Genomic DNA, 20,191 nt, shown 5'->3' on the forward strand with positions numbered 1-20,191 from the left:
TAGCTATCGCCATCTAATCAAACCTCCGGGGCGGGTAAACTACCTGACTCTTTATTACCCCTTTCTGATTGATTTACCTCACGATAGCCTCATTTTTAGCATTTATATTCCTCATCATGACGACTTATCAGGAGATTGAAGCCAGATTGATTCGCTGTTTCACTATCACGTCATGGATAGCGTGCCAGATTGCCAGCTATATGGATTTTAAGCTGTTTACGCATAGCAACTTTTTTAGCGAAAATTAAACTCATCTGATCAGTGATTTTTTAGTATATTACTCATTTTGTTATGATGGATTTGTTTTGTGAAAAGAAAATATCTTACGCAAGAAGAGATTGAAAAACTGCTGTCAGCGACCGACAGAATGCCCTTCCCGGAAAGAAACCGCTGCTTAATCCTGATGGCGTTTATTCACGGCTTCCGGGCCAGTGAGCTGCTGGGGCTGCGCTTGTCGGATATTGATCTTGCAGGAAGACAGCTTTATATCCGGCGCCTCAAAAATGGCTTTTCAACGTGTCACCCCCTCCTTCCCGATGAGTATAACGTACTGAAAAGCTGGCTCAGGGCCAGGAAGTATCTTGAGAAAGGGGCTGACGGAGACTGGCTGTTCCTGTCGCTACGACGGCATCCGCTCAGCAGGCAACAATTTTTTTACATACTTCGTGAGGCAGGGCGGTTGGCCGAATTAACGATAGCGCCACATCCTCATATGCTGCGACATGCCTGCGGCTACGCCCTTGCTGATAAAGGGATTGATACACGACTCATACAGGACTATCTGGGGCACAGGAATATCCAGCACACCGTAAGATACACCGCAAGTAACGCCGGGCGTTTTCATGGAATATGGCGAAAAAAACGTCGAGTATAACCGTACGTTCTGATTCAAAAAGTTAAGTCCGCTTCGCGCTTTCATCATCCTCTCAGATTTACCCCTTCCACACAAGAGTCATACAATCGTAATCTATTGCTTATTAAGGAGTTATCCATATAACAATAAAAAAACTAAGGGAAAATTTACCTGGTCCAACCAGCACTATGCTGTATCCATTTTTGTCCTGCCTGCACAAAATGTTAATTTTAAGTGTTAAAAAAACGTATTAAATAATACTTAATGCTGATTAATTATCATATCAAAGAATTAAATCCTTTATTTTACCTTTTGAATCATATTGTTAAATCACAGAGAAGTCTGTTCAGGGAAAGCTGATTTACATAATCAACATATAAATCAATAGATTACTGTGTTTTCTATTTGTCATTTTGTACTCCGCACAGGGCAGAATTACCCTGCGGCAGGAGCATGTACTACCAGGGGGACTGACGGCCTGTGCAGCCGAAAAGCAGAACCGGACAGGGTGTCAGAGAGCAGTGTTTAGATAGGGCCAGACGTCATTTTTCATACAGACATGGAATGGCTCCCGGTCCACGAAAGGGTGCGGACATGTTGTTTCCACAACACGAAGCTGCCGTTGCTGGCGCAGTGCCGGGTCGGCAATGGCCAGAGGAGAACAATCTGATGACGCAAGAATATGCGGAAATGTCCACCGGAAGGGGGGGGACCAGTAAGTGCCGGTACAGTATGGGGGCGAAAATATTTTTGCTCCTGCTGGCGGTCTCCACCGTCGCAGCGTTGTTCAGCCTGTACCAGGTTCTGACGTACTGATATGCAGACGTTAACCAGAGTACTGCCGCCTCTCCGGCTGATTATGTTTTGTCAGTCAGGCGAAAATCCTACGCAGTTTCCGGATACCGGCGGCCTTTGCGTGGAGGACTGCGTTCGTCTCAGGACACCAGAAGGGCTGCTGGATCGGTTGCGTCGGTGGCCCGGCGCGATGGTGATATCCGCCGGACGGCCATCAACCCAGCTTCTGCTGTGGCAACAGGTTTTTCTGCGTTATCCGCGGACAGTGGTTTTTTGCAGCAGTAACGCGTTTTTACCGGTTGACGTCAGCGTGGAAGGTTACTTCCGCCATCTGAGGCTGATTAAACGCGCCATGTCGGTAAGGGTTCTGGCCAGAATGGCTGAGCTTGCCATATGGTCATCACTACAGACATCGCCTTACGAGGAGGAGATGAAAAGCGCGTTGAGCGTGCCGGAGCTGGTGATGGAGATAAACAGCCGCACGCTGGTCAGGTTACTGTCAGAGCGTCTGCCAAAACAGGGACGGCGGGTGCTGGGATTACTGTTGTCAGGCTGTAGCCCGGAAATGACGGCCCGTATGCTGGGAACCGGCGTGAGGCAGGTCTGGCTCGCGGAGCAGACGCTGAAACAACGCTGGGATATCCCGACAGGAGTACCGCTATCTGATGCGGTAAGAATAAGGATACCGGACGTCGGTCCGGACATTAGCCAACAGAGTGGGTTGGTAAAAACTGGGGCCGGTAACGCACCGGATTTATGCTGACAGCATATTTACATCATGCCGCGCGGTATTCAGACCCATAATGTTGCGTTCTGAATGAGTTATCTTCACAAAATAAATATGGCAATCATCGTTGTCCGGAAATACCGCATAACATGTGACATTAATGAATCTGTAATCAGTGCGAGGGTTTACGCGCTGTGGCGGTAGCGTGGAATTATCTGGATGCGTTGAGTAAATTTCACTTTACCCTTCTGATATAAATGAAAATGGTTCTGGATAAACTATCTAATATTATCTGTGTCTGCAAACAGAGTGACAAAAATAATGCAACGTAAAAAGATACTAATTGTAGGTGCGGGCCTTTCAGGCGCAGTAATAGCACGCCAGTTAGCCGAGCAGGGACATGTAGTCAATATTATTGATCAACGTTCACATATCGGTGGTAACGCTTATGATGCCCGAGATGAGCACACGGGTATTATGGTGCACGTTTATGGTCCTCATATTTTTCATACTGATAATGAAACTGTATGGAATTATGTAAATAAATACGCTGAGATGATGCCTTATATCAATAAGGTTAAGGCCACAGTAAATGGTCAGGTATTTTCTCTACCTATCAATCTTCATACCATCAATCAATTTTTTGGTGTCGCCTGCTCACCTGATGACGCCAGGAAATTACTGCTTCAAAAATGTGATAGCACCATTCTGGAACCACAAAATTTTGAGCAACAGGCCTTGCGTTTCATTGGTAAAGAGTTATATGAAGCCTTTTTTAAAGGTTATACCATTAAACAATGGGGGCTTCATCCTTCCGCGTTACCCGCTTCTGTATTGAAACGTATCCCTGTTCGTTTTAATTATGATGATAACTATTTCAATCATAAGTTTCAGGGAATACCAAAATTTGGTTATACACAAATGGTCAAGTCCATTGTCGAACACGAAAATATCGCTGTTGAACTATGTCGCTCCTTCACTCAGGAAATGCGGACAAATTATGATCATGTTTTTTTCAGTGGCGCGCTGGATGCCTTTTACTCCTGTCAATATGGCCGACTGGAATATCGTACATTAGACTTTAAAAAAATAATTTGCCAGAGTGATTATCAAGGATGCGCAGTAATGAATTATTGTTCAATAGATACTCCTTATACTCGGATTACTGAGCACAAATATTTTTCTCCGTGGGAGAGACATGAAGCTTCAATATGTTATCAAGAATATAGTCGGGAATGTGAAGCTGGTGATATACCCTACTATCCTGTTCGCAGGGCAGATAAAATGGATTTACTGAATAAATATCTGTCGCGGGCTAAAAAAGAAAAAAATATTACTTTCATTGGTCGTCTTGGCACTTATCGTTATCTCGATATGGACATCACGATAGCTGAAGCATTACAGACGGCGGACGTATACTTAACGTCGCTATATGAACAAAAAGAAATGCCAGCTTTTACAGTTACCGTTTGATGAAGTGTACAGCGCTAATCGTAACTTTTAACCGTCTTGAAAAATTAAAAAAAAGTGTGCGAGAGACTGTTAAGGCGGGTTTTTCCTCTATTGTTATCGTTAATAATGGCTCAAGCGACGGTACCAGGGAATGGCTTTCTTCATTAAGTGAACCTGGCATCACGATACTTAATCTTAAAGATAATCTTGGTGGTGCTGGCGGATTTAAAGTAGGTAGTCAATATATATGCTCATATAGTAATGCCGATTGGGTATTTTTCTATGATGATGATGCTTACCCGGAAATTAATATTTTAAAGCATTTCTCGTTATTAGATACCTCAAGATACCGTATATTTGCGTCGCGAGTTCAGGACACCTATGGGCGGTCTTGTCGGATGAATTTGCCTTTCATTAGGGTCCCATCTACGGTGTTTGAGACTATTTATTATGCGATGCGCCCAGAGAGGTTTTCTCCAGTAAGAACTCAGGTTACTGATGTTCAAACTGTGTCATTCGTTGGTATGATTATTGATCGAAAGGTATTGAATAACCATCTTAACGATATCCATGATGAACTTTTCCTTTATTATGATGATTTTTTCTTTGGTTATAAGCTAGTATTGTCCGGGCAGAAAATTCGTTACTCCCCAGAAATTAAATTTATTCATGATATCTCTATTCATGGAAAGTGTATCTGCCCCGAATGGAAAGTATATTATCTTTGTAGAAATTTGTTGCTGCTGAGAAAACTTTTACCCGTTCCCAGGATATTCAGTGTTCTTTCTATAGTGTTACGCCTCTCTAAATATCTCGCCATATTACCATGGCAGCGTAAGAAATTTCGTTATCTATATTTTATCTGGCAGGGAATACTTCATGGACTTAAAGGTATTAGTGGGAAATATCATTAGCAGGACGAAGAGATGAAAAGGTTATGTTATTTTGTAAATTCAGACTGGTACTTTGATTTACATTGGACAGAACGTGCGATAGCGGCAAGGGATGCGGGTTATGAAATTCATATCATAAGTCATTTTATTGGTGAAGAGATTATAAAAAAATTCAAAACGCTTGGTTTTATTTGTCACAATGTGTCTCTTGTTGCTCAGTCATTTAATATGTTTGTTTTTTTTAGAGCATTCCTTAACGCTCGGAAAATTATTAAAGAGATTAATCCTGACTTATTGCATTGTATTACGCTCAAACCTTGCCTGATTGGTGGGGTTAGCGCCAGGAGAAGTAATAGTCCAGTTGTTATCAGCTTTGTCGGACTTGGTCGAATCTTTTTATATAATACCGTGCCAATGAGAATATTGCGTGCGTTAACCGTTTTGGTTTACAAATATATTGCCGGTAATAAGCGTGGTGTTTTTATTTTTGAACATGATAAAGATCGACGAAAAATATCGCGTTTAGTAGGTATTGATTATCATAAAACTATCGTTATCGAAGGTGCTGGAATTAACCCGGATATTTATAAATTCTCTATAGAGAAAAAACATGAGATACCGATAGTCCTTTTTGCAAGCCGAATGTTATGGAGTAAAGGTCTTGGCGATCTCATTGAAGCAAAAAAGATCCTCAGACAAAAAAATATTCATTTTGTTTTAAATGTTGCAGGTATATTGGCCGAGGACGATAAAGATGCTATCCCTTTGGAGCTCATTCATCACTGGCATAATGAAGGACTAATTAACTGGCTGGGACGCTCTTCGAATGTATATGAGCTTATTCAGAAATCGAATATCGTTGCATTACCATCTATTTATCCGGAAGGAGTACCACGGCTTTTATTAGAGGCATCATCTGTAGGACGTGCATGTATTGCTTATGATACCGGCGGATGTGATAGCTTAATTATTCATAACTATAATGGGTTGATCGTGAAAAGTAATTCAGCTCAGGAGTTAGCGGTAGAATTAGAGTATTTGTTAAAAAATCCACAGATTCGCTTAGAGATGGGGGCGAATGGAAGAAAACGTGTAAAGGAATTGTTTTCCAGCATATTAGTCATTAATAAGACATTGCAAATTTATAAAGACACTATTGGTTGCTAACACCATAAAGTGCTTATGAAGTAGGTCAGTGTTTAGATAAATAGTATGTAAATATTATAGAAAATAAATAAGTTATATTTTCATATCGTTAAAGAATAAGTTCTTCAGGTAAAGGTGACACGGAAACAATGAATGATTTGAAAGAAGCTCTGGCCAGGCACCAACTTTGGATTTCGCTAGGTTGGAATGATGTCCTGGGACGATACCGGCGATCGGTGTTAGGGCCTTTTTGGATAACGATTTCGATGGGGGTCACCATATCAGCGATGGGACCTCTTTACGGTTCGCTGTTCAGTTCTGGTTCCGAAAATTTTATCATGCATCTTACTTTAGGTATGATCTTTTGGGCCTTTCTATCAGCAACTATTAATGAGTCATGCGGAATATTTAATGAGTCCGCATCAATTATTAAACAATCTGACCTTCCGCTATATTTATATATATTACGTGTTTTCTATCGGCAGTTTATGATTATGTTGCATAATTTTATCATTATACCTTTCGTGATTTTTTTTACCAATACATCGGTAAATCTTGATATTCTCCTTTTTATACCTGCAATTGTAATAACATCCATCTCATTAATTTCTACAGGTATGATTCTCGCCATTTTTTGCACAAGATATCGTGATATGGGACCGGTTGTTCAAAGTGTGGTAACGTTGTGTTTTTTTATAACTCCCATCATTTGGACATCGGAACAATTACCAAAGGGAAGAAAGGAGTTTGTTGATTATAATATTTTTTATTACTTTATGGAGATGCTCAGGAAACCATTAATGGGAACTGTACCAGATGTAACTATATGGTTTTACACAATAATAACCTCTATTATTATGTTGATGGTCTCAACCTTAGTGTTGACTAAATATCGCTCAAGAATCGTATACTGGTTATAATTAATGAAAATCTCTTGCAAAAACGTTGGCGTAATACTCCCTATATTTAACTCCAGCCACCGTTCATTTAAAAAAACTTTTCTACAGGCTGCTTCAGGTGGACGAATTGGCTCATCGAATACCGGGATTATTGAAGTAGAGGCATTAAAAAAAATTGATTTTACGCTTACCGAAGGTAACCGTCTTGCGCTTATCGGACACAATGGTTCGGGCAAAACAACTCTTCTGAGAGTACTTGCAGGGGCCTATAAACCAACTTCAGGGAAGTATGAATGTATTGGTCGAGTCACCAGCCTCATTGATCCCATGATGGGAATGGATGGTGAGCTTACCGGCCTGGAAAATATAAAACTGAGGGGACTATTTCTCGGTCTGTCAAAAAATGAAATAAAAAATATTACAGAAGATGTCATCGAGTTCAGCGAGTTAGGTGATTTTATTAAAATCCCCGTTAGAACGTATTCTAGTGGTATGGTTCTGAGGCTTGGTTTTTCTATTTCTACTGCAATTAATCCTGAAATTTTACTGATGGATGAATGGATGAGCGTGGGTGATAGTGATTTTAAAAGAAAAGCAGAGATGAGATTAAATAGCTTTATCTCTAAAGCGGGCATTATGGTAATGGCCACTCACGATGATGAACTGGCTAAATCTGTATGTAATAAGTTCATCAGGCTTGAGCACGGTGAGATAGTTAGCAAAGGCGGATTTTAATATTCTTATTGCAGTATTTATATCACTACGCGGTGAGAAATTTACTATTTTATAATAGCGTTACCCCAGATAATATAAATTTATAGGTTCGTTATGTATTTTTTACTTCAAAAAGTAATTTTACCAAACATTGATCTATGCACGGAAGAGCAGCTTTATTTCAGAACTCAGGGCGGGAAGTATAACTATACCTCACGTAACTTACTTGTTCCGCGTCATAAGGTTGCATATTTTGATACTTTTTTTAATGCATTCTCAATTAAGAAATGGAAAAAATATACAACCTTAACATCACTTTTTTTGCGGGTTAATATAATTGGTCGCGGAACTATAACTGTAAGGCATAAAGAGAATGGTGTCATTAGAGTATTAAAGCAAATTGATTTTAAATCGTCATGTAATATTAGTGATGAGATTGAGATTGATATATCAAAAATAAATTTTGGATATATCTATGTGGAGTGGCAATCAGACGAAGACTCTGTTTTAAATGGATTTGAATTGCTGACTAAAGATCATGTTAGTAAATCATCTATGGCTTTAGTTATAACAACTTATAATAGAAAAGAAGCTGTTACTAAAACAATCAATAGAATTAATAAAACACTCTTAACCCAGAGCGAATTTAAAGATCGTTTTAAATTGATTGTCGTTAATAATGGCGAGGCGATTAATCACCCGTCAGGAAACGGCATTATAGTTATCAATAATGAAAACCTCGGTGGGTCAGGCGGGTTTATGAGAGGTTTGATAGAGGCAGGGAAAATCAACGATGTCAAACATGTCATATTTATGGATGACGACGGCTCATGTGAAATTGAATCGATTTGTCGAACTCATGCTTTTTTACTGATGGCTAAAGACAAAAATACAGTTGTTACTGGCTGTATGCTTTTTGAAGATAACCCGGCAATCATACATGAATCTGGTGCCATATGGCATAGAGATTTTTTACATTACCCGGATAAACATTATCTGGATGCTCGGGAAATAGATTCTTTAGATACTTTTGATAATGAAAGAAAAATAGGCTACGGTGGATGGTGGTTTTTTGCCTTTAATATTAACGCTATTGAATATTACTCATTTCCTTTCTTTGTTCGTGGTGATGACCTGCTATTTGGATATATGCATAAAAAACATAATATTGTCACACTTAATGGTGTGGCTTCGTGGCAAATGGATTTTGAAAGAAAAATATCGGTTCTAAATAGCTATTTGAACTTCAGGACTGTTGCTGTACCTGCATTAATTAGTAAAAGAAAGTTTGCTGCACTACTGTTAAGTGTTTTCTTTGTGCGGGAAGTCTTTCTTGCGAGTTTTTCATGCCGCTATGAACTTGCCAGAGCAATGATTATGTCATATAACGATTGTCTTTCTGGACGGGAGTTTTGGGAAGATAATGTAGATCTTCTGGAGATAAGAAAAAGAATTAATGCAATAACTCATAATGAAAAATTCAATGTAGAAGGTATTGATATTGTTAATGGTTGTGTTGATTACCCATGTTCTGGTAAAGAAAAAGCCATCTACAAATTTTTTAGATGCATAACCCTTAATGGACACTTAATTCCAGCTTTCTTTTTAATTAAAAAACCAATCGTGGTTGATTATCGTCATTATCACCCTACTAAGTTTTCATTCCGGAGAATTACTATCTATCATTTAAATATAGAAAATGGCAAATTATTAAAACTTACCCACTCAAAAATGGAGTTTTTTAAAGTTATTATTAATGGTTTGTTTACGGCAGTCAAAAATTTTTATCGGTTTAAATCTGCAAAAAAAGAGATGAAAAATAGTTTGCCCTATCTTACCTCAAAGCTCTTTTGGTATAAAAAATTCAATAAAAAATCTGAAGATAAATATTAAACATGATGTAAGTGGTGTTGATGAGAATTATACCGATTTTTTAATTATATGACTATGATAATCTTAGGTATGGTTCTGTTGCTACACCTTATCTGGTGTCAGTCTAATAAAATATTATAATCCTTACCCAATGTCAGCATTTATTCATAGGGTGTTAATTTTTATATATACCGTAAAACGCGAAATCAGAATATGGAAAAGAGTCTTTTAGTTATTGTCCGACATAAACCTGGGCGTACTCGTCTATTAATGCGGGCCTTGCAATCCATTAATGACCAGACGTTCAAAAAAATAAATATCATCATTTTCTGCATGGAGGAAGAATTGAAATGTCACAATGTGGATGATTTTTATCTGAAAGAACTGTCAAATATATATAGTGTTATCTACGACGAAAGCTGTATCTTTAATGCTATTAAGATGTCTGAATCTAATTATTTATGCTTTATGGATGATGACGATTCTTGGGCCCCTGAATATGTGTCAAGGCTACTCAGTGTTTTGGCGAATATACAGTCAACGTATTCATCTGTAAATGCAATAGCATGCCATACAAATAAAGTTGCTGAGATTGCGGAAAATAATAGAATAATTATAAATTCAACGCAACCATGGAACCACTATTTAAATGCTGGCCCTGTTAGTTTTGATGTTATTTATTACAGGAATTCTATTCCACTTTCCTCGTGTTTATTCGATAAAAATTCTGTTATCGATATGATTGAAAGTCATAAATTATCCTCTCCTGCATTTTTCTGGCCTTTTTTTATTCATTACCTTGCAGAAAATGATGTTTGGATCTTACCTGAAGCACTGGCATTTTATCATTTCAGAGAAAATGATGACTTTGAATTTGGCAATTATACCGTAATTAACAATGAGTTATTTGATATAGAATGCAAAATTGCAGAAAATAAAATGATGAGAAGTATTGATGACTCATCATTGCTCAATGTGTTACTTTCAAATATTGCTAACAATAGTCTTTTTCATAAAATTTCTTATATTGAAAATAAGATTAAATAAAATATGGATATGAACTTTAAAAAATACAAGACCGTAAGCTTTGATATCTTTGATACATTGGTTAGCCGGAGGATTTACCGTCCCAGAGATTTGTTTTCATTAATGCAATCAACTTTAGCAACTGAGAAATTTTTTATATCAGCGTACGAGATTGGTATTATTGATAATTTCCCAGAGATAAGAGTTCAGGCGGAAGTAAGTGCCAGAGAGAATAGGGTCAGGCGTTTTGGCGGCGAGCCGGAAATACTTATATCTGAAATATACGATGAAATTTTAAAAAAGCATCCGCAGCTTTCACCAGCGACAGTAAAAAAGATAATCGATCTGGAAATACAAATGGAGAAGATTGTTTTATATAAAAATGCGCGTGGAAGCTGTTTGTTTGAAAAGGCTATTAGTGATGGTTGCAAAGTCATTTTAATTAGTGACATGTACCTTCCATCAGCAATATTAAAGGAGTTGTTAACATCATGTGGCTATGATATCAGTAACATTCCAGTTTATTCATCTGGCGAAGAGCGGTACTCTAAAAATAGTGGTAAATTATTTTCAATAGTCAAGAAAAATGAAAATGTAGATATTGCATCGTGGATGCATGTTGGCGACAATGTTCATGCTGATATTCTGAATGCTAAAAAACTCGGCATAAATACTCTCCATGCTGATTGGTCAGAGTATAATCATGGGATATCTAATCATTGGAAAGCTAAAGATATTATTGGTGAATCTATTTGTAAGACTTTATTACTTAAACAAGTTTCTGCTTTCCATCAAAATGATCCTTTAAACGAGATAGGATTTAAAGTATTTGGTCCATTATTATTAGGTTATGTATCCTGGTTAGCGAATCAGTTAAAGATTCATAAAATTGATAAAGCGCTTTTTTTAGCACGCGATGCTCACTTAATCTATAAAATTTATAATGAATACTTTTCAGAAGAACATGTAAAATGTGAATATTTATATATATCCCGCGCATCAGCTTATATGGTGGGGATGACTGATTGGCCGATGCACAGGATTTGGCATCTTTTTGGTGGTAAGAATAAGAAAAGTATTAAAAAGATACTTGCTATCGCGGGGTTAGATGCGAGTGAGCATATTTCAGATATACATCATGTTGGTTTTCCTGACGAGGAGTATATTCCTGTTTCAGGAGAGGAACATAAGGTTCACTGGCTTATAAATAAATTATTTCCATATATTTTATTAAAAAATACTCAGCACAGGGAAGTTTACGCTGATTACTTTAAAACGGCCTGTGAAGGTTATAAAAATATAGCACTTATCGATGTAGGATGGATGGGTAATATTCAATCAGTATTTGCTCGTTCTTTAGGTGCGCAATGGGCAGAAAAACAAATACATGGGTTTTATTTGGCAACTTTTGCTGGCGCCAATGATAACCGATCTATTTATAATAAGATGTTTGGTTGGCTAACCAACTATGGCCATCCCAACGATAAGTGTGATCTTTTCTTATCAGGAGGGGTGGAAATAATGGAGTTCGCTATGGCTGACAATACTGGGTCAACAATTGGCTATAAAAAAACGGATAATGGAATAATTCCTGTACGTGAAGATAGCAGTGGTTCTGAAATTGAGTATTTAAAAAAAGCAGCAAGATTGCAATCAGGGATTATTTCTTTTTTTGAGTACGTCAAACCGCTCATACAAAAAGGAAATTATGCAGCACTTAGTAGTGTTGTATTGTCAGAACCTTTTTTTGAATTGATAGCCAGACCCTCAAGCGCTCAACTGGACGCCTTATCTTCCCTCACACATTCAGAGTCCGCGGGATCTAACGCAGAAAGAATCGTGCTAGCCAAGAAACTGCCTTTAAAGGATAAACTTTTTCCCGGAGAAAATTATATCAAAGAGTTGAATGCCAGTTATTGGAAAGAAGGCTTTAAAAGGATCAACAGAAAAAAATTTTGGGCAAAATATAACTAAGCGTCATTTAATTCCGGTAGGCAGACAATCATTATTGGGCGCTCGCCCGACAAGGGCTGAGTCGATTATGCCCTGGCGCGATCATGTTAACCCTGACGGGGAAGTGGTCTCGTGCTGCGATAATGTTATTATCACTGGATACCACCGCCTGTTTGTCCATCCGCTGTGGATGTTCATTATGGTGTTCGATGTGCATTCCAGATAGTCAGAGGCGGTGTAGTCCATTAATCAACTGTTAACAAAGGATATTATCATGCCTGAAGGCCCGGAAATTCGTCGTGCGGCGGATAATCTGGAGGCGGCAATCAAAGGCAAACCCTTAACCGATGTCTGGTTTGCCTTTGCACAGTTAAAACCGTATGAATCGCAGCTTACCGGTCAACTTGTTACCCGGATAGAGACGCGGGGAAAAGCGTTATTGACCCACTTTTCAAATGGCCTGACGCTCTACAGCCACAACCAACTCTATGGCGTATGGCGGGTGATCGATACTGGTGAAATACCGCAGACCACGCGTATATTGCGCGTCAGGCTACAAACGGCGGATAAAACTATTCTGCTTTATAGCGCGTCTGATATCGAAATGCTGACAGCAGAGCAGCTCACGACGCACCCCTTTTTACAGCGAGTCGGTCCGGATGTGCTGGACGCGCGTCTCACTCCGGAAGAGGTTAAAGCTCGATTGCTGTCGCCGCGTTTTCGCAACCGACAATTTTCCGGGCTGTTGCTGGATCAGTCCTTTCTGGCGGGACTGGGGAATTATCTGCGCGTTGAAATCCTCTGGCAGGTAGGATTAACCGGACAGCATAAAGCGAAAGATCTCAACGAGGCGCAACTGAATGCGCTTTCTCACGCGCTGTTGGATATTCCGCGCCTTTCCTACACTACTCGCGGTCAGGCGGATGAGAACAAGCATCATGGCGCACTGTTTCGCTTTAAGCTTTTCCACCGTGACGGCGAAGCGTGTGAGCGGTGCGGCGGCATTATTGAAAAGACAACACTGTCCTCACGCCCGTTTTACTGGTGCCCGCATTGCCAGAAATAGCCGGAACCGACATCGGCGAGCGGCTATTGCCTGATGGCGCGACGCTTATCAGCCCTACAAAGGTTGTTTGGGCGCATAGGTTGATATAAAACGGGCCACTGCTGGCCCAGTTAACAGAATGCTGAACAGCCGTAGGGTTTGCATTGCCATGATGAGCGCCATATCGGCACTGCTTCCTGCCGCGATCGCGGCAACCGTATCCAGACCACCGGGACTGGTGGCAAGATAAGCCGTCATAAAATCAATCTGCATGTAGTAAGCCATTCCCCACGCCATCGCGGCGCAAATCGCCATCAGCGCGAAAATTGACAATAAGATTTGCGGCAATGGCCGCAGCGCCATAAAAAACACCTGTCTGTCAAAACCCAGCCCAATACGCCAGCCTATCGCCATATACGCCACGGCCAGCAGCCATTCGGGTAATTCAATCTCAATGATGCCTTGCGAATGGAGAAGCGCGCCTGCCAACATGGGGAGCAGCATCGTGCCGGAAGGGATACGCATCAGGCGACCGGCAATGCCCGCCACGATCGCTAATAACAGCGTCGTCAATACATTACCGCTAAGCGGCGGAAACCAGATCACCTGTTGGCTGACCGCTGCCGCGCTGTCGCCGAGTATCAGGCGTGTCACCAGCACCGCCGCGCCAGCCACAAACAGTACCCGTAGATACTGCATAAACGCCACCAGGCGGATATCCGCCCCGTAATCTTGCGCCATCGCTACCATTGCCGCCGCGCCGCCCGGCGAAGACCCCCATGCGCCGGTGTTGCCGGGCAGTGAGCTGTAACGTACCAGCAGCCAGCCGACTACCGCGCTGGAAAGCAGCGTCACCAGCAACACTAAAAGCACGACCGGCCAGTAGAGGGCGAGGGTGGTCAATATCGAACCGGTTAGATTTTGGGCGATCATACAGCCGAGAATTGCCTGCGCGGCGAGAAAAATACCGCGCGGAAGTTGTAGCGTACTACCTCGCAAACTCAACACGATACCCGCAATCATTGGACCGAGCAGCATTGCCGCCGGAAGGTGCAGATAGAGAAAAATAAGGGAAATGAGCAGCGATAACAGGAACAACAAAAACCACTGCAGAATCGGCATTCCATGCTCCCTGAATGATATTTAGCGAAACCTTAATTAATCATAGAGAGTAACGGGGTAAGAATAAAATAATGAGGATAAGAAAAAAGGGAAAATGTACCGGATGGCGAGGGTTGCGTCGCCATCCGGTTGTCAATTAACGCTTCAGCGCCGATTTAAAATCGCGTTTATCGTAGCCGGTATACAGCTGACGAGGACGGGCGATTTTCATGCCGTCAGTGTGCATTTCATTCCAGTGTGCAATCCAGCCAACGGTACGCGCCATGGCGAAGATCACGGTGAACATGGAGGACGGAATGCCCATCGCTTTCAGAATGATGCCGGAGTAGAAGTCTACGTTCGGGTACAGTTTCTTCTCGATGAAGTACGGGTCGTTGAGCGCAATGTGCTCAAGCTCCATCGCCACTTCCAGCAGATCGTCTTTGGTGCCCAGCTCTTTCAGCACTTCGTGGCAGGTTTCACGCATCACGGTGGCGCGCGGATCGTAGTTTTTGTAAACACGGTGACCGAAGCCCATCAGGCGGAAAGAATCATTCTTGTCTTTCGCACGGCGAACAAATTCCGGAATGTGTTTAACAGAGCTGATTTCTTCCAGCATTTTCAGCGCGGCTTCGTTGGCGCCGCCGTGCGCGGGTCCCCACAGGGAGGCGATCCCGGCGGCAATGCAGGCGAATGGGTTGGCGCCGCTTGAACCTGCGGTACGTACCGTTGACGTTGAGGCGTTCTGCTCATGGTCAGCGTGCAGGATCAGAATACGGTCCATCGCGCGCTCTAGTACCGGATTCACTTCATAGGTTTCACACGGCGTGGAGAACATCATGTTCAGGAAGTTACCGGCGTAGGAAAGGTCGTTGCGCGGATAAACAAACGGCTGACCGATTGAATATTTGTAACACATCGCCGCCATGGTCGGCATTTTGGACAGCAGGCGGAACGCCGCGATTTCACGGTGGCGCGGATTGTTCACATCCAGCGAGTCGTGGTAGAACGCTGCCAGCGCGCCAGTGATCCCGCACATTACCGCCATCGGATGTGAGTCGCGACGGAAAGCATGGAACAGGCGAGTGATTTGCTCATGGATCATCGTATGGCGGGTGACTGTCGTTCTGAACTCGTCATACTCTTCCTGCGTCGGTTTTTCGCCGTACAGCAGGATGTAACAGACTTCCAGATAGTTGGAATCGGTAGCAAGCTGGTCAATCGGGAAACCGCGATGCAACAAAATGCCTTCGTCGCCGTCGATGAAGGTGATTTTAGATTCGCAGGATGCGGTAGAGGTGAAACCAGGGTCAAAAGTAAAAACTCCTTTTGAACCGAGACTACGAATATCAATAACATCTTGACCGAGTGTACCTTTTAGCACATCCAGTTCAATAGTAGTGTCACCAGTAAGGGTGATTTTTGCCTTTGTATCAGCCATTTACGGTCTCCTTAGCGCCTTATTGCTTAAGACTGCCGGAACTCAGACTTGCCTTCTCCACGTCATCTTCCTCGTCGTTAGTGCAGGGAAGATTCTGTGTATGCATCAATCAACCGTTACCAGTTTGTTATTTGGCTCGCCGCTCTGTGAAAGAGGGGATGACCTGGGTACAGAGCAATGGGCGCTTGCAGGTAACGACTTGATTAATTTCGAATTAGCAGCAAATCAGGAACGTAGCAATCCGAGTAATGTAACCTGTCTATCACTAATAACTGTCCTGAAAGAATGGGTCAATATCATTGTACTGTTGCATAACTTATTAACAGGTGAAAGAGTGACCCCATAACTTTTACGCATTATATGCTTTTTCTGGTGTCGTTTGTAACAATTTTGTTTAATGTTTGTCAAATCAGATGATTGAAAATTAAAAAAATGTTGTTATCGTGACCTGTGTCACTGTTCAGGATAAAACCCGACAAACTATATGTAGGTTAATTGTAATGATTTTGTGAACGTCCTATACTGCCGCCAGGTCTCCGGAATACCCTGCAATCCCGAGCCACCCAGCGTTGTAACGTGTCGTTTTAGCTACTGGAAGCAGTGTTTTACATGACGCGCAGTTATAGAAAGGACGCTGTCTGACCCGCACGCAGACCGGAGGAAGGAAATCCCGTCGTCTTTCTGGCTACAGGTAGATTCACCTCTGTAACCGAAGTCTTAAGGGAATAATAAGAACAGCATGTGGGCGTTATTCATGATAAGAAATGTGAAAAAACAAAGACCTGTCAATCTGGATCTACAAACGATTCGGTTCCCCATCACAGCGATAGCGTCCATTCTCCATCGCGTATCCGGTGTGATTACTTTCATCGCCGTCGGCATACTACTGTGGCTACTGGGCACCAGCCTCTCTTCTCCGGAAGGATTCCAGCAGGCCGCCGACATCATGGACGGCTTCATCGTTAAATTTATCATGTGGGGCATCCTTACCGCGCTGGCGTATCACGTCATCGTGGGAATTCGTCACATGTTAATGGATTTTGGCTATCTGGAAGAAACATTCGAAGCGGGTCAACGCTCTGCCAAAATCTCTTTTGTTATCACTGTCGTGCTTTCACTTCTCGCAGGAGTCCTCGTATGGTAAGCAACGCCTCCGCATTAGGACGCAATGGCGTACATGACTTCATCCTGGTCCGTGCTACCGCTATCGTTCTGACGTTATACATCATCTACATGGTGGGTTTTTTCGCCACGAGCGGCGAACTGACCTTTGAAGCCTGGACCGGTTTCTTCTCATCGGCCTTCACCAAAGTCTTCACCCTGCTGGCGCTTTTTTCCATCTTGATTCATGCCTGGATCGGCATGTGGCAGGTGTTAACCGACTACGTTAAACCACTGGCAGTGCGTCTGATACTGCAACTCGTTATCGTTGTTGCGCTGGTGGTTTACGTCATCTATGGATTTGTTGTGGTGTGGGGTGTGTAATGAAACTGCCAGTCAGAGAATTTGATGCTGTTGTGATTGGTGCCGGTGGCGCAGGTATGCGCGCGGCGCTGCAAATTTCCCAGAGCGGCCAAACCTGTGCGCTGCTCTCGAAAGTCTTCCCGACCCGTTCCCATACCGTTTCCGCGCAGGGCGGTATCACCGTGGCGCTCGGCAATACCCATGAAGATAACTGGGAATGGCACATGTACGACACCGTTAAGGGGTCGGACTACATTGGTGACCAGGATGCCATCGAATATATGTGTAAGACCGGACCGGAAGCGATTCTGGAACTGGAGCACATGGGGCTACCGTTCTCCCGTCTTGATGATGGACGTATCTATCAGCGCCCGTTCGGCGGCCAGTCGAAAAACTTTGGCGGCGAGCAGGCGGCACGTACCGCGGCGGCGGCTGACCGTACCGGTCACGCCTTGCTACACACGCTGTATCAACAGAATTTGAAAAACCACACCACGATTTTCTCCGAATGGTATGCGCTGGATCTGGTGAAAAACCAGGATGGCGCGGTGGTGGGGTGTACCGCACTGTGCATCGAAACCGGTGAAGTGGTGTACTTCAAAGCCCGCGCGACGGTGCTGGCGACCGGCGGCGCAGGCCGTATCTACCAGTCCACCACCAACGCTCACATCAACACCGGTGACGGTGTCGGTATGGCGCTGCGTGCCGGTGTCCCGGTGCAGGACATGGAAATGTGGCAGTTCCACCCGACCGGCATCGCCGGGGCGGGCGTGCTGGTGACAGAAGGCTGCCGCGGCGAAGGCGGTTACCTGCTGAACAAACACGGCGAGCGCTTTATGGAGCGTTATGCGCCGAACGCCAAAGACCTGGCGGGTCGTGACGTGGTGGCGCGTTCCATCATGATCGAAATCCGTGAAGGCCGCGGCTGTGATGGTCCGTGGGGGCCGCACGCTAAACTGAAACTGGATCACCTGGGTAAAGAGGTGCTGGAATCTCGCCTGCCGGGTATCCTGGAGCTGTCCCGTACTTTCGCCCACGTTGACCCGGTGAAAGAGCCGATTCCGGTTATCCCGACCTGCCACTACATGATGGGCGGTATTCCGACTAAAGTGACCGGTCAGGCGCTGACCGTGAACGAGCAGGGCGAAGACGTGGTCATTCCGGGGCTGTTTGCGGTAGGCGAAATCGCCTGTGTATCGGTTCACGGCGCCAACCGTCTGGGCGGTAACTCACTGCTGGATCTGGTGGTCTTTGGCCGCGCGGCGGGGCTGCATTTACAGGAATCCATCGCCGAGCAGGGCGTGCTGCGCGACGCCAGCGAGTCTGACGTTGAAGGTTCTCTGGAGCGCCTGAATCGCTGGAACAATAACCGCAATGGCGAAGATCCGGTGGCTATCCGCAAAGCGTTGCAGGAGTGTATGCAGCATAACTTCTCCGTATTCCGTGAAGGCGACGCGATGGCGAAAGGGCTTGAGCAGTTGAAAGTGATCCGCGAGCGTCTGAAAAACGCCCGTCTGGATGACACGTCCAGCGAGTTTAATACCCAGCGTGTTGAGTGTCTGGAGCTGGATAACCTGATGGAAACCGCCTACGCCACTGCCGTATCAGCCAACTTCCGAACGGAAAGCCGCGGCGCGCATAGCCGCTTCGATTTCCCGGAGCGTGATGATGCCAACTGGTTGTGTCATACCCTGTATCAGCCGCAAACGGAATCCATGACGCGCCGAAGCGTCAATATGGAGCCGAAACTGCGTCCGGCGTTCCCGCCGAAGATTCGTACTTATTAATTGCGGAGACAGGATGATGAAACTCGAATTTTCGATTTATCGTTATAACCCGGATGTCGATAACGCTCCGCGTATGCAGGATTACACCCTGGAAGGCGAAGAAGGGCGCGACATGATGCTGCTGGATGCGTTAATCCAGCTTAAAGAAAAAGATCCCAGCCTTTCTTTCCGCCGTTCCTGCCGCGAAGGTGTGTGCGGTTCTGATGGTTTGAATATGAACGGTAAGAATGGTCTGGCCTGTATTACCCCTATTTCGGCGCTGACTCAGCCGGGTAAGAAGATTGTGATTCGCCCGCTGCCCGGTTTGCCGGTGATCCGCGATTTGGTGGTAGACATGGGGCAATTCTACGCACAATATGAGAAGATTAAGCCTTACTTATTGAATAATGGGCAAAATCCACCGGCTCGTGAGCATCTGCAGATGCCGGAGCAGCGTGAAAAACTCGATGGGCTGTATGAATGTATTCTTTGCGCCTGTTGCTCAACATCCTGCCCGTCATTCTGGTGGAACCCGGATAAGTTTATCGGTCCGGCGGGGCTGCTCGCGGCGTATCGATTCCTGATCGATAGTCGTGATACCGAGACTGACAGTCGTCTGGAAGGGATGAGCGATGCATTCAGCGTATTCCGCTGTCACAGCATTATGAACTGCGTCAGTGTATGTCCTAAGGGACTGAACCCGACGCGCGCTATCGGCCATATTAAGTCGATGCTGTTGCAGCGTAGCGCATAAGTAGTTGTAGTGGTTGCCGGATGGCGACGTACAGTCTTATCCGGCCTACAGGCGCAACCCCGTAGGCCTGATAAGCGCAGCGCCATCAGGCAATAGAAGTGCAGGAAACCTCTAAAAACTGCCATATGATTAGTAATAATCGAGATGTTCAGAGCGAGACAAGGCGCGGTCTGAACGAATCTTCGGGAGCATAGTTAACTATGTGACCGGAGTGAGCGAAGGCCGCAACGCAGTCGTAGCCTGAACAGCGAAGATTATTAGACAGTTTTTAAAGGTTCCTTAGCGGACGC

21 protein-coding genes and 25 other annotated features are annotated in these 20,191 nt (G+C 43.8%); of the genes, 19 read left to right on the plus strand and 2 right to left on the minus strand.

Features of this window, described 5'->3' with window-relative positions; genetic code table 11:
- Nucleotides 1-116: 116 nt before the first annotated feature.
- The 14 genes from STM0715 to nei all read left to right on the plus strand — a co-directional run bounded on the left by STM0715 (nt 117) and on the right by nei (nt 13,396).
- The gene (locus tag STM0715; protein ID NP_459700.1) at nt 117-248 is read left to right on the plus strand and encodes a putative cytoplasmic protein; all 132 of its coding nucleotides are present in this window, start codon (nt 117-119) and stop codon (nt 246-248) included.
- Nucleotides 249-294: 46 nt separating this feature from the next.
- Nucleotides 295-300 (plus strand) — a ribosome-binding site (putative RBS for STM0716; RegulonDB:STMS1H001030).
- Nucleotides 295-874 (plus strand): putative phage integrase gene (locus STM0716; RefSeq protein NP_459701.1). Within the gene, nt 308-874 belong to an annotated coding region; the region does not span the whole gene. Its footprint overlaps the feature before it by 6 nt.
- A gap of 452 nt (nt 875-1,326) precedes the next feature.
- Nucleotides 1,327-1,332, plus strand: a ribosome-binding site (putative RBS for STM0717; RegulonDB:STMS1H001031).
- Nucleotides 1,327-1,669 (plus strand): putative inner membrane protein gene (locus tag STM0717; protein ID NP_459702.1). Within the gene, nt 1,334-1,669 belong to an annotated coding region; the region does not span the whole gene. It overlaps the preceding feature by 6 nt.
- Nucleotides 1,665-1,670 (plus strand) — a ribosome-binding site (putative RBS for STM0718; RegulonDB:STMS1H001032). (Overlaps the previous gene by 5 nt.)
- Nucleotides 1,665-2,411, plus strand: a protein-coding gene (locus tag STM0718; RefSeq protein NP_459703.1) for a putative cytoplasmic protein. Within the gene, nt 1,671-2,411 belong to an annotated coding region; the region does not span the whole gene. Its footprint overlaps the feature before it by 6 nt. The genes STM0717 and STM0718 overlap by 5 nt, the downstream gene beginning before the upstream one ends.
- A 285-nt stretch (nt 2,412-2,696) precedes the next feature.
- Complete coding sequence (locus tag STM0719; RefSeq protein ID NP_459704.1) at nt 2,697-3,848, plus strand: putative UDP-galactopyranose mutase; 1,152 nt, start codon at nt 2,697-2,699, stop codon at nt 3,846-3,848.
- The gene (locus tag STM0720; RefSeq protein NP_459705.1) at nt 3,845-4,741 is read left to right on the plus strand and encodes a putative glycosyl transferase; all 897 of its coding nucleotides are present in this window, start codon (nt 3,845-3,847) and stop codon (nt 4,739-4,741) included. The genes STM0719 and STM0720 overlap by 4 nt, the downstream gene beginning before the upstream one ends.
- A gap of 5 nt (nt 4,742-4,746) precedes the next feature.
- Nucleotides 4,747-4,752, plus strand: a ribosome-binding site (putative RBS for STM0721; RegulonDB:STMS1H001033).
- Nucleotides 4,747-5,887 (plus strand): putative glycosyl transferase gene (locus STM0721; protein ID NP_459706.1). Within the gene, nt 4,754-5,887 belong to an annotated coding region; the region does not span the whole gene. It overlaps the preceding feature by 6 nt.
- A gap of 122 nt (nt 5,888-6,009) precedes the next feature.
- Nucleotides 6,010-6,015, plus strand: a ribosome-binding site (putative RBS for STM0722; RegulonDB:STMS1H001034).
- Nucleotides 6,010-6,786 (plus strand): putative ABC transporter permease protein gene (locus STM0722; protein NP_459707.1). Within the gene, nt 6,016-6,786 belong to an annotated coding region; the region does not span the whole gene. (Overlaps the previous feature by 6 nt.)
- Nucleotides 6,785-6,790: a ribosome-binding site (putative RBS for STM0723; RegulonDB:STMS1H001035), on the plus strand. Its footprint overlaps the gene before it by 2 nt.
- The gene (locus STM0723) for a putative ABC-type polysaccharide/polyol phosphate transport system, ATPase component (RefSeq protein NP_459708.1) occupies nt 6,785-7,500 on the plus strand. Within the gene, nt 6,790-7,500 belong to an annotated coding region; the region does not span the whole gene. (Overlaps the previous feature by 6 nt.) The genes STM0722 and STM0723 overlap by 2 nt, the downstream gene beginning before the upstream one ends.
- Before the next feature lie 88 nt (nt 7,501-7,588).
- Nucleotides 7,589-7,594 (plus strand) — a ribosome-binding site (putative RBS for STM0724; RegulonDB:STMS1H001036).
- The gene (locus STM0724) for a putative glycosyltransferase, cell wall biogenesis (RefSeq protein ID NP_459709.1) occupies nt 7,589-9,372 on the plus strand. Within the gene, nt 7,594-9,372 belong to an annotated coding region; the region does not span the whole gene. (Overlaps the previous feature by 6 nt.)
- Before the next feature lie 188 nt (nt 9,373-9,560).
- Nucleotides 9,561-9,566: a ribosome-binding site (putative RBS for STM0725; RegulonDB:STMS1H001037), on the plus strand.
- The gene (locus STM0725) for a putative glycosyltransferase, cell wall biogenesis (protein NP_459710.1) occupies nt 9,561-10,398 on the plus strand. Within the gene, nt 9,565-10,398 belong to an annotated coding region; the region does not span the whole gene. (Overlaps the previous feature by 6 nt.)
- A gap of 57 nt (nt 10,399-10,455) precedes the next feature.
- Complete coding sequence (locus STM0726; RefSeq protein ID NP_459711.1) at nt 10,456-12,351, plus strand: putative glycosyl transferase; 1,896 nt, start codon at nt 10,456-10,458, stop codon at nt 12,349-12,351.
- A gap of 62 nt (nt 12,352-12,413) precedes the next feature.
- Nucleotides 12,414-12,419: a ribosome-binding site (putative RBS for STM0727; RegulonDB:STMS1H001038), on the plus strand.
- The gene (locus STM0727) for a putative cytoplasmic protein (protein NP_459712.1) occupies nt 12,414-12,556 on the plus strand. Within the gene, nt 12,419-12,556 belong to an annotated coding region; the region does not span the whole gene. (Overlaps the previous feature by 6 nt.)
- 36 nt (nt 12,557-12,592) lie before the next feature.
- Nucleotides 12,593-12,598, plus strand: a ribosome-binding site (putative RBS for nei; RegulonDB:STMS1H001039).
- Nucleotides 12,593-13,396, plus strand: a protein-coding gene (gene nei, locus STM0728; protein NP_459713.1) for an endonuclease VIII. Within the gene, nt 12,605-13,396 belong to an annotated coding region; the region does not span the whole gene. It overlaps the preceding feature by 6 nt.
- 54 nt (nt 13,397-13,450) lie before the next feature.
- On the opposite strand, the gene abrB is transcribed toward nei, so the two are convergent.
- Nucleotides 13,451-14,510 (minus strand): putative transport protein gene (gene abrB, locus STM0729; RefSeq protein NP_459714.1). Within the gene, nt 13,451-14,497 belong to an annotated coding region; the region does not span the whole gene.
- Nucleotides 14,505-14,510 (minus strand) — a ribosome-binding site (putative RBS for abrB; RegulonDB:STMS1H001040). It overlaps the preceding gene by 6 nt.
- A 123-nt stretch (nt 14,511-14,633) precedes the next feature.
- The gene (gltA, locus tag STM0730) for a citrate synthase (protein ID NP_459715.1) occupies nt 14,634-15,980 on the minus strand. Within the gene, nt 14,634-15,917 belong to an annotated coding region; the region does not span the whole gene.
- On the opposite strand from gltA, the gene STM0731 reads away from it, so the two are divergent.
- From STM0731 to sdhB, 5 genes are all read left to right on the plus strand, one after another.
- The gene (locus STM0731; RefSeq protein NP_459716.1) at nt 15,877-16,263 is read left to right on the plus strand and encodes a putative inner membrane protein; all 387 of its coding nucleotides are present in this window, start codon (nt 15,877-15,879) and stop codon (nt 16,261-16,263) included. The two genes, gltA and STM0731, sit on opposite strands and share 104 nt — an antisense overlap.
- Nucleotides 15,925-15,930 (minus strand) — a ribosome-binding site (putative RBS for gltA; RegulonDB:STMS1H001041). Its footprint overlaps the gene before it by 6 nt.
- Nucleotides 15,954-15,962 (minus strand) — a -10 signal (putative -10_signal for gltA; RegulonDB:STMLTH004696).
- Nucleotides 15,972-15,980: a -35 signal (putative -35_signal for gltA; RegulonDB:STMLTH004696), on the minus strand.
- A gap of 16 nt (nt 16,264-16,279) precedes the next feature.
- Nucleotides 16,280-16,342, minus strand: a protein binding site (putative binding site for ArcA, RegulonDB: STMS1H000023).
- Nucleotides 16,282-16,314: a protein binding site (putative binding site for IHF, RegulonDB: STMS1H000233), on the minus strand. It overlaps the preceding feature by 33 nt.
- Nucleotides 16,312-16,332, minus strand: a protein binding site (putative binding site for CRP, RegulonDB: STMS1H000072). (Lies within the feature at nt 16,280-16,342; overlaps the previous feature by 3 nt.)
- An 18-nt stretch (nt 16,343-16,360) precedes the next feature.
- Nucleotides 16,361-16,381 (plus strand) — a protein binding site (putative binding site for CRP, RegulonDB: STMS1H000057).
- Nucleotides 16,382-16,401: 20 nt separating this feature from the next.
- Nucleotides 16,402-16,464, plus strand: a protein binding site (putative binding site for ArcA, RegulonDB: STMS1H000021).
- A 118-nt stretch (nt 16,465-16,582) separates the two neighbouring features.
- Nucleotides 16,583-16,591, plus strand: a -35 signal (putative -35_signal for sdhC; RegulonDB:STMLTH004697).
- Nucleotides 16,583-17,061 (plus strand): succinate dehydrogenase, cytochrome b556 gene (sdhC, locus tag STM0732; RefSeq protein ID NP_459717.1). Within the gene, nt 16,672-17,061 belong to an annotated coding region; the region does not span the whole gene. (Overlaps the previous feature by 9 nt.)
- Nucleotides 16,608-16,616 (plus strand) — a -10 signal (putative -10_signal for sdhC; RegulonDB:STMLTH004697). (Overlaps the previous gene by 9 nt.)
- Nucleotides 16,659-16,664, plus strand: a ribosome-binding site (putative RBS for sdhC; RegulonDB:STMS1H001042).
- Nucleotides 17,042-17,047: a ribosome-binding site (putative RBS for sdhD; RegulonDB:STMS1H001043), on the plus strand.
- Nucleotides 17,042-17,402 (plus strand): succinate dehydrogenase, hydrophobic subunit gene (gene sdhD, locus STM0733; RefSeq protein NP_459718.1). Within the gene, nt 17,055-17,402 belong to an annotated coding region; the region does not span the whole gene. Before sdhC ends, sdhD begins: the two co-directional genes overlap by 20 nt.
- Nucleotides 17,385-17,390: a ribosome-binding site (putative RBS for sdhA; RegulonDB:STMS1H001044), on the plus strand. Its footprint overlaps the gene before it by 6 nt.
- Nucleotides 17,385-19,168, plus strand: a protein-coding gene (sdhA, locus tag STM0734; RefSeq protein ID NP_459719.1) for a succinate dehydrogenase, flavoprotein subunit. Within the gene, nt 17,402-19,168 belong to an annotated coding region; the region does not span the whole gene. Before sdhD ends, sdhA begins: the two co-directional genes overlap by 18 nt.
- Before the next feature lie 2 nt (nt 19,169-19,170).
- Nucleotides 19,171-19,176 (plus strand) — a ribosome-binding site (putative RBS for sdhB; RegulonDB:STMS1H001045).
- The gene (sdhB, locus tag STM0735; protein ID NP_459720.1) for a succinate dehydrogenase, Fe-S protein occupies nt 19,171-19,901 on the plus strand. Within the gene, nt 19,182-19,901 belong to an annotated coding region; the region does not span the whole gene. It overlaps the preceding feature by 6 nt.
- The last annotated feature ends 290 nt before the right edge of the window (nt 19,902-20,191 follow it).

Source organism: Salmonella enterica subsp. enterica serovar Typhimurium str. LT2, assembly GCF_000006945.2.
Taxonomy (GTDB): Bacteria; Pseudomonadota; Gammaproteobacteria; order Enterobacterales; family Enterobacteriaceae; genus Salmonella; species Salmonella enterica.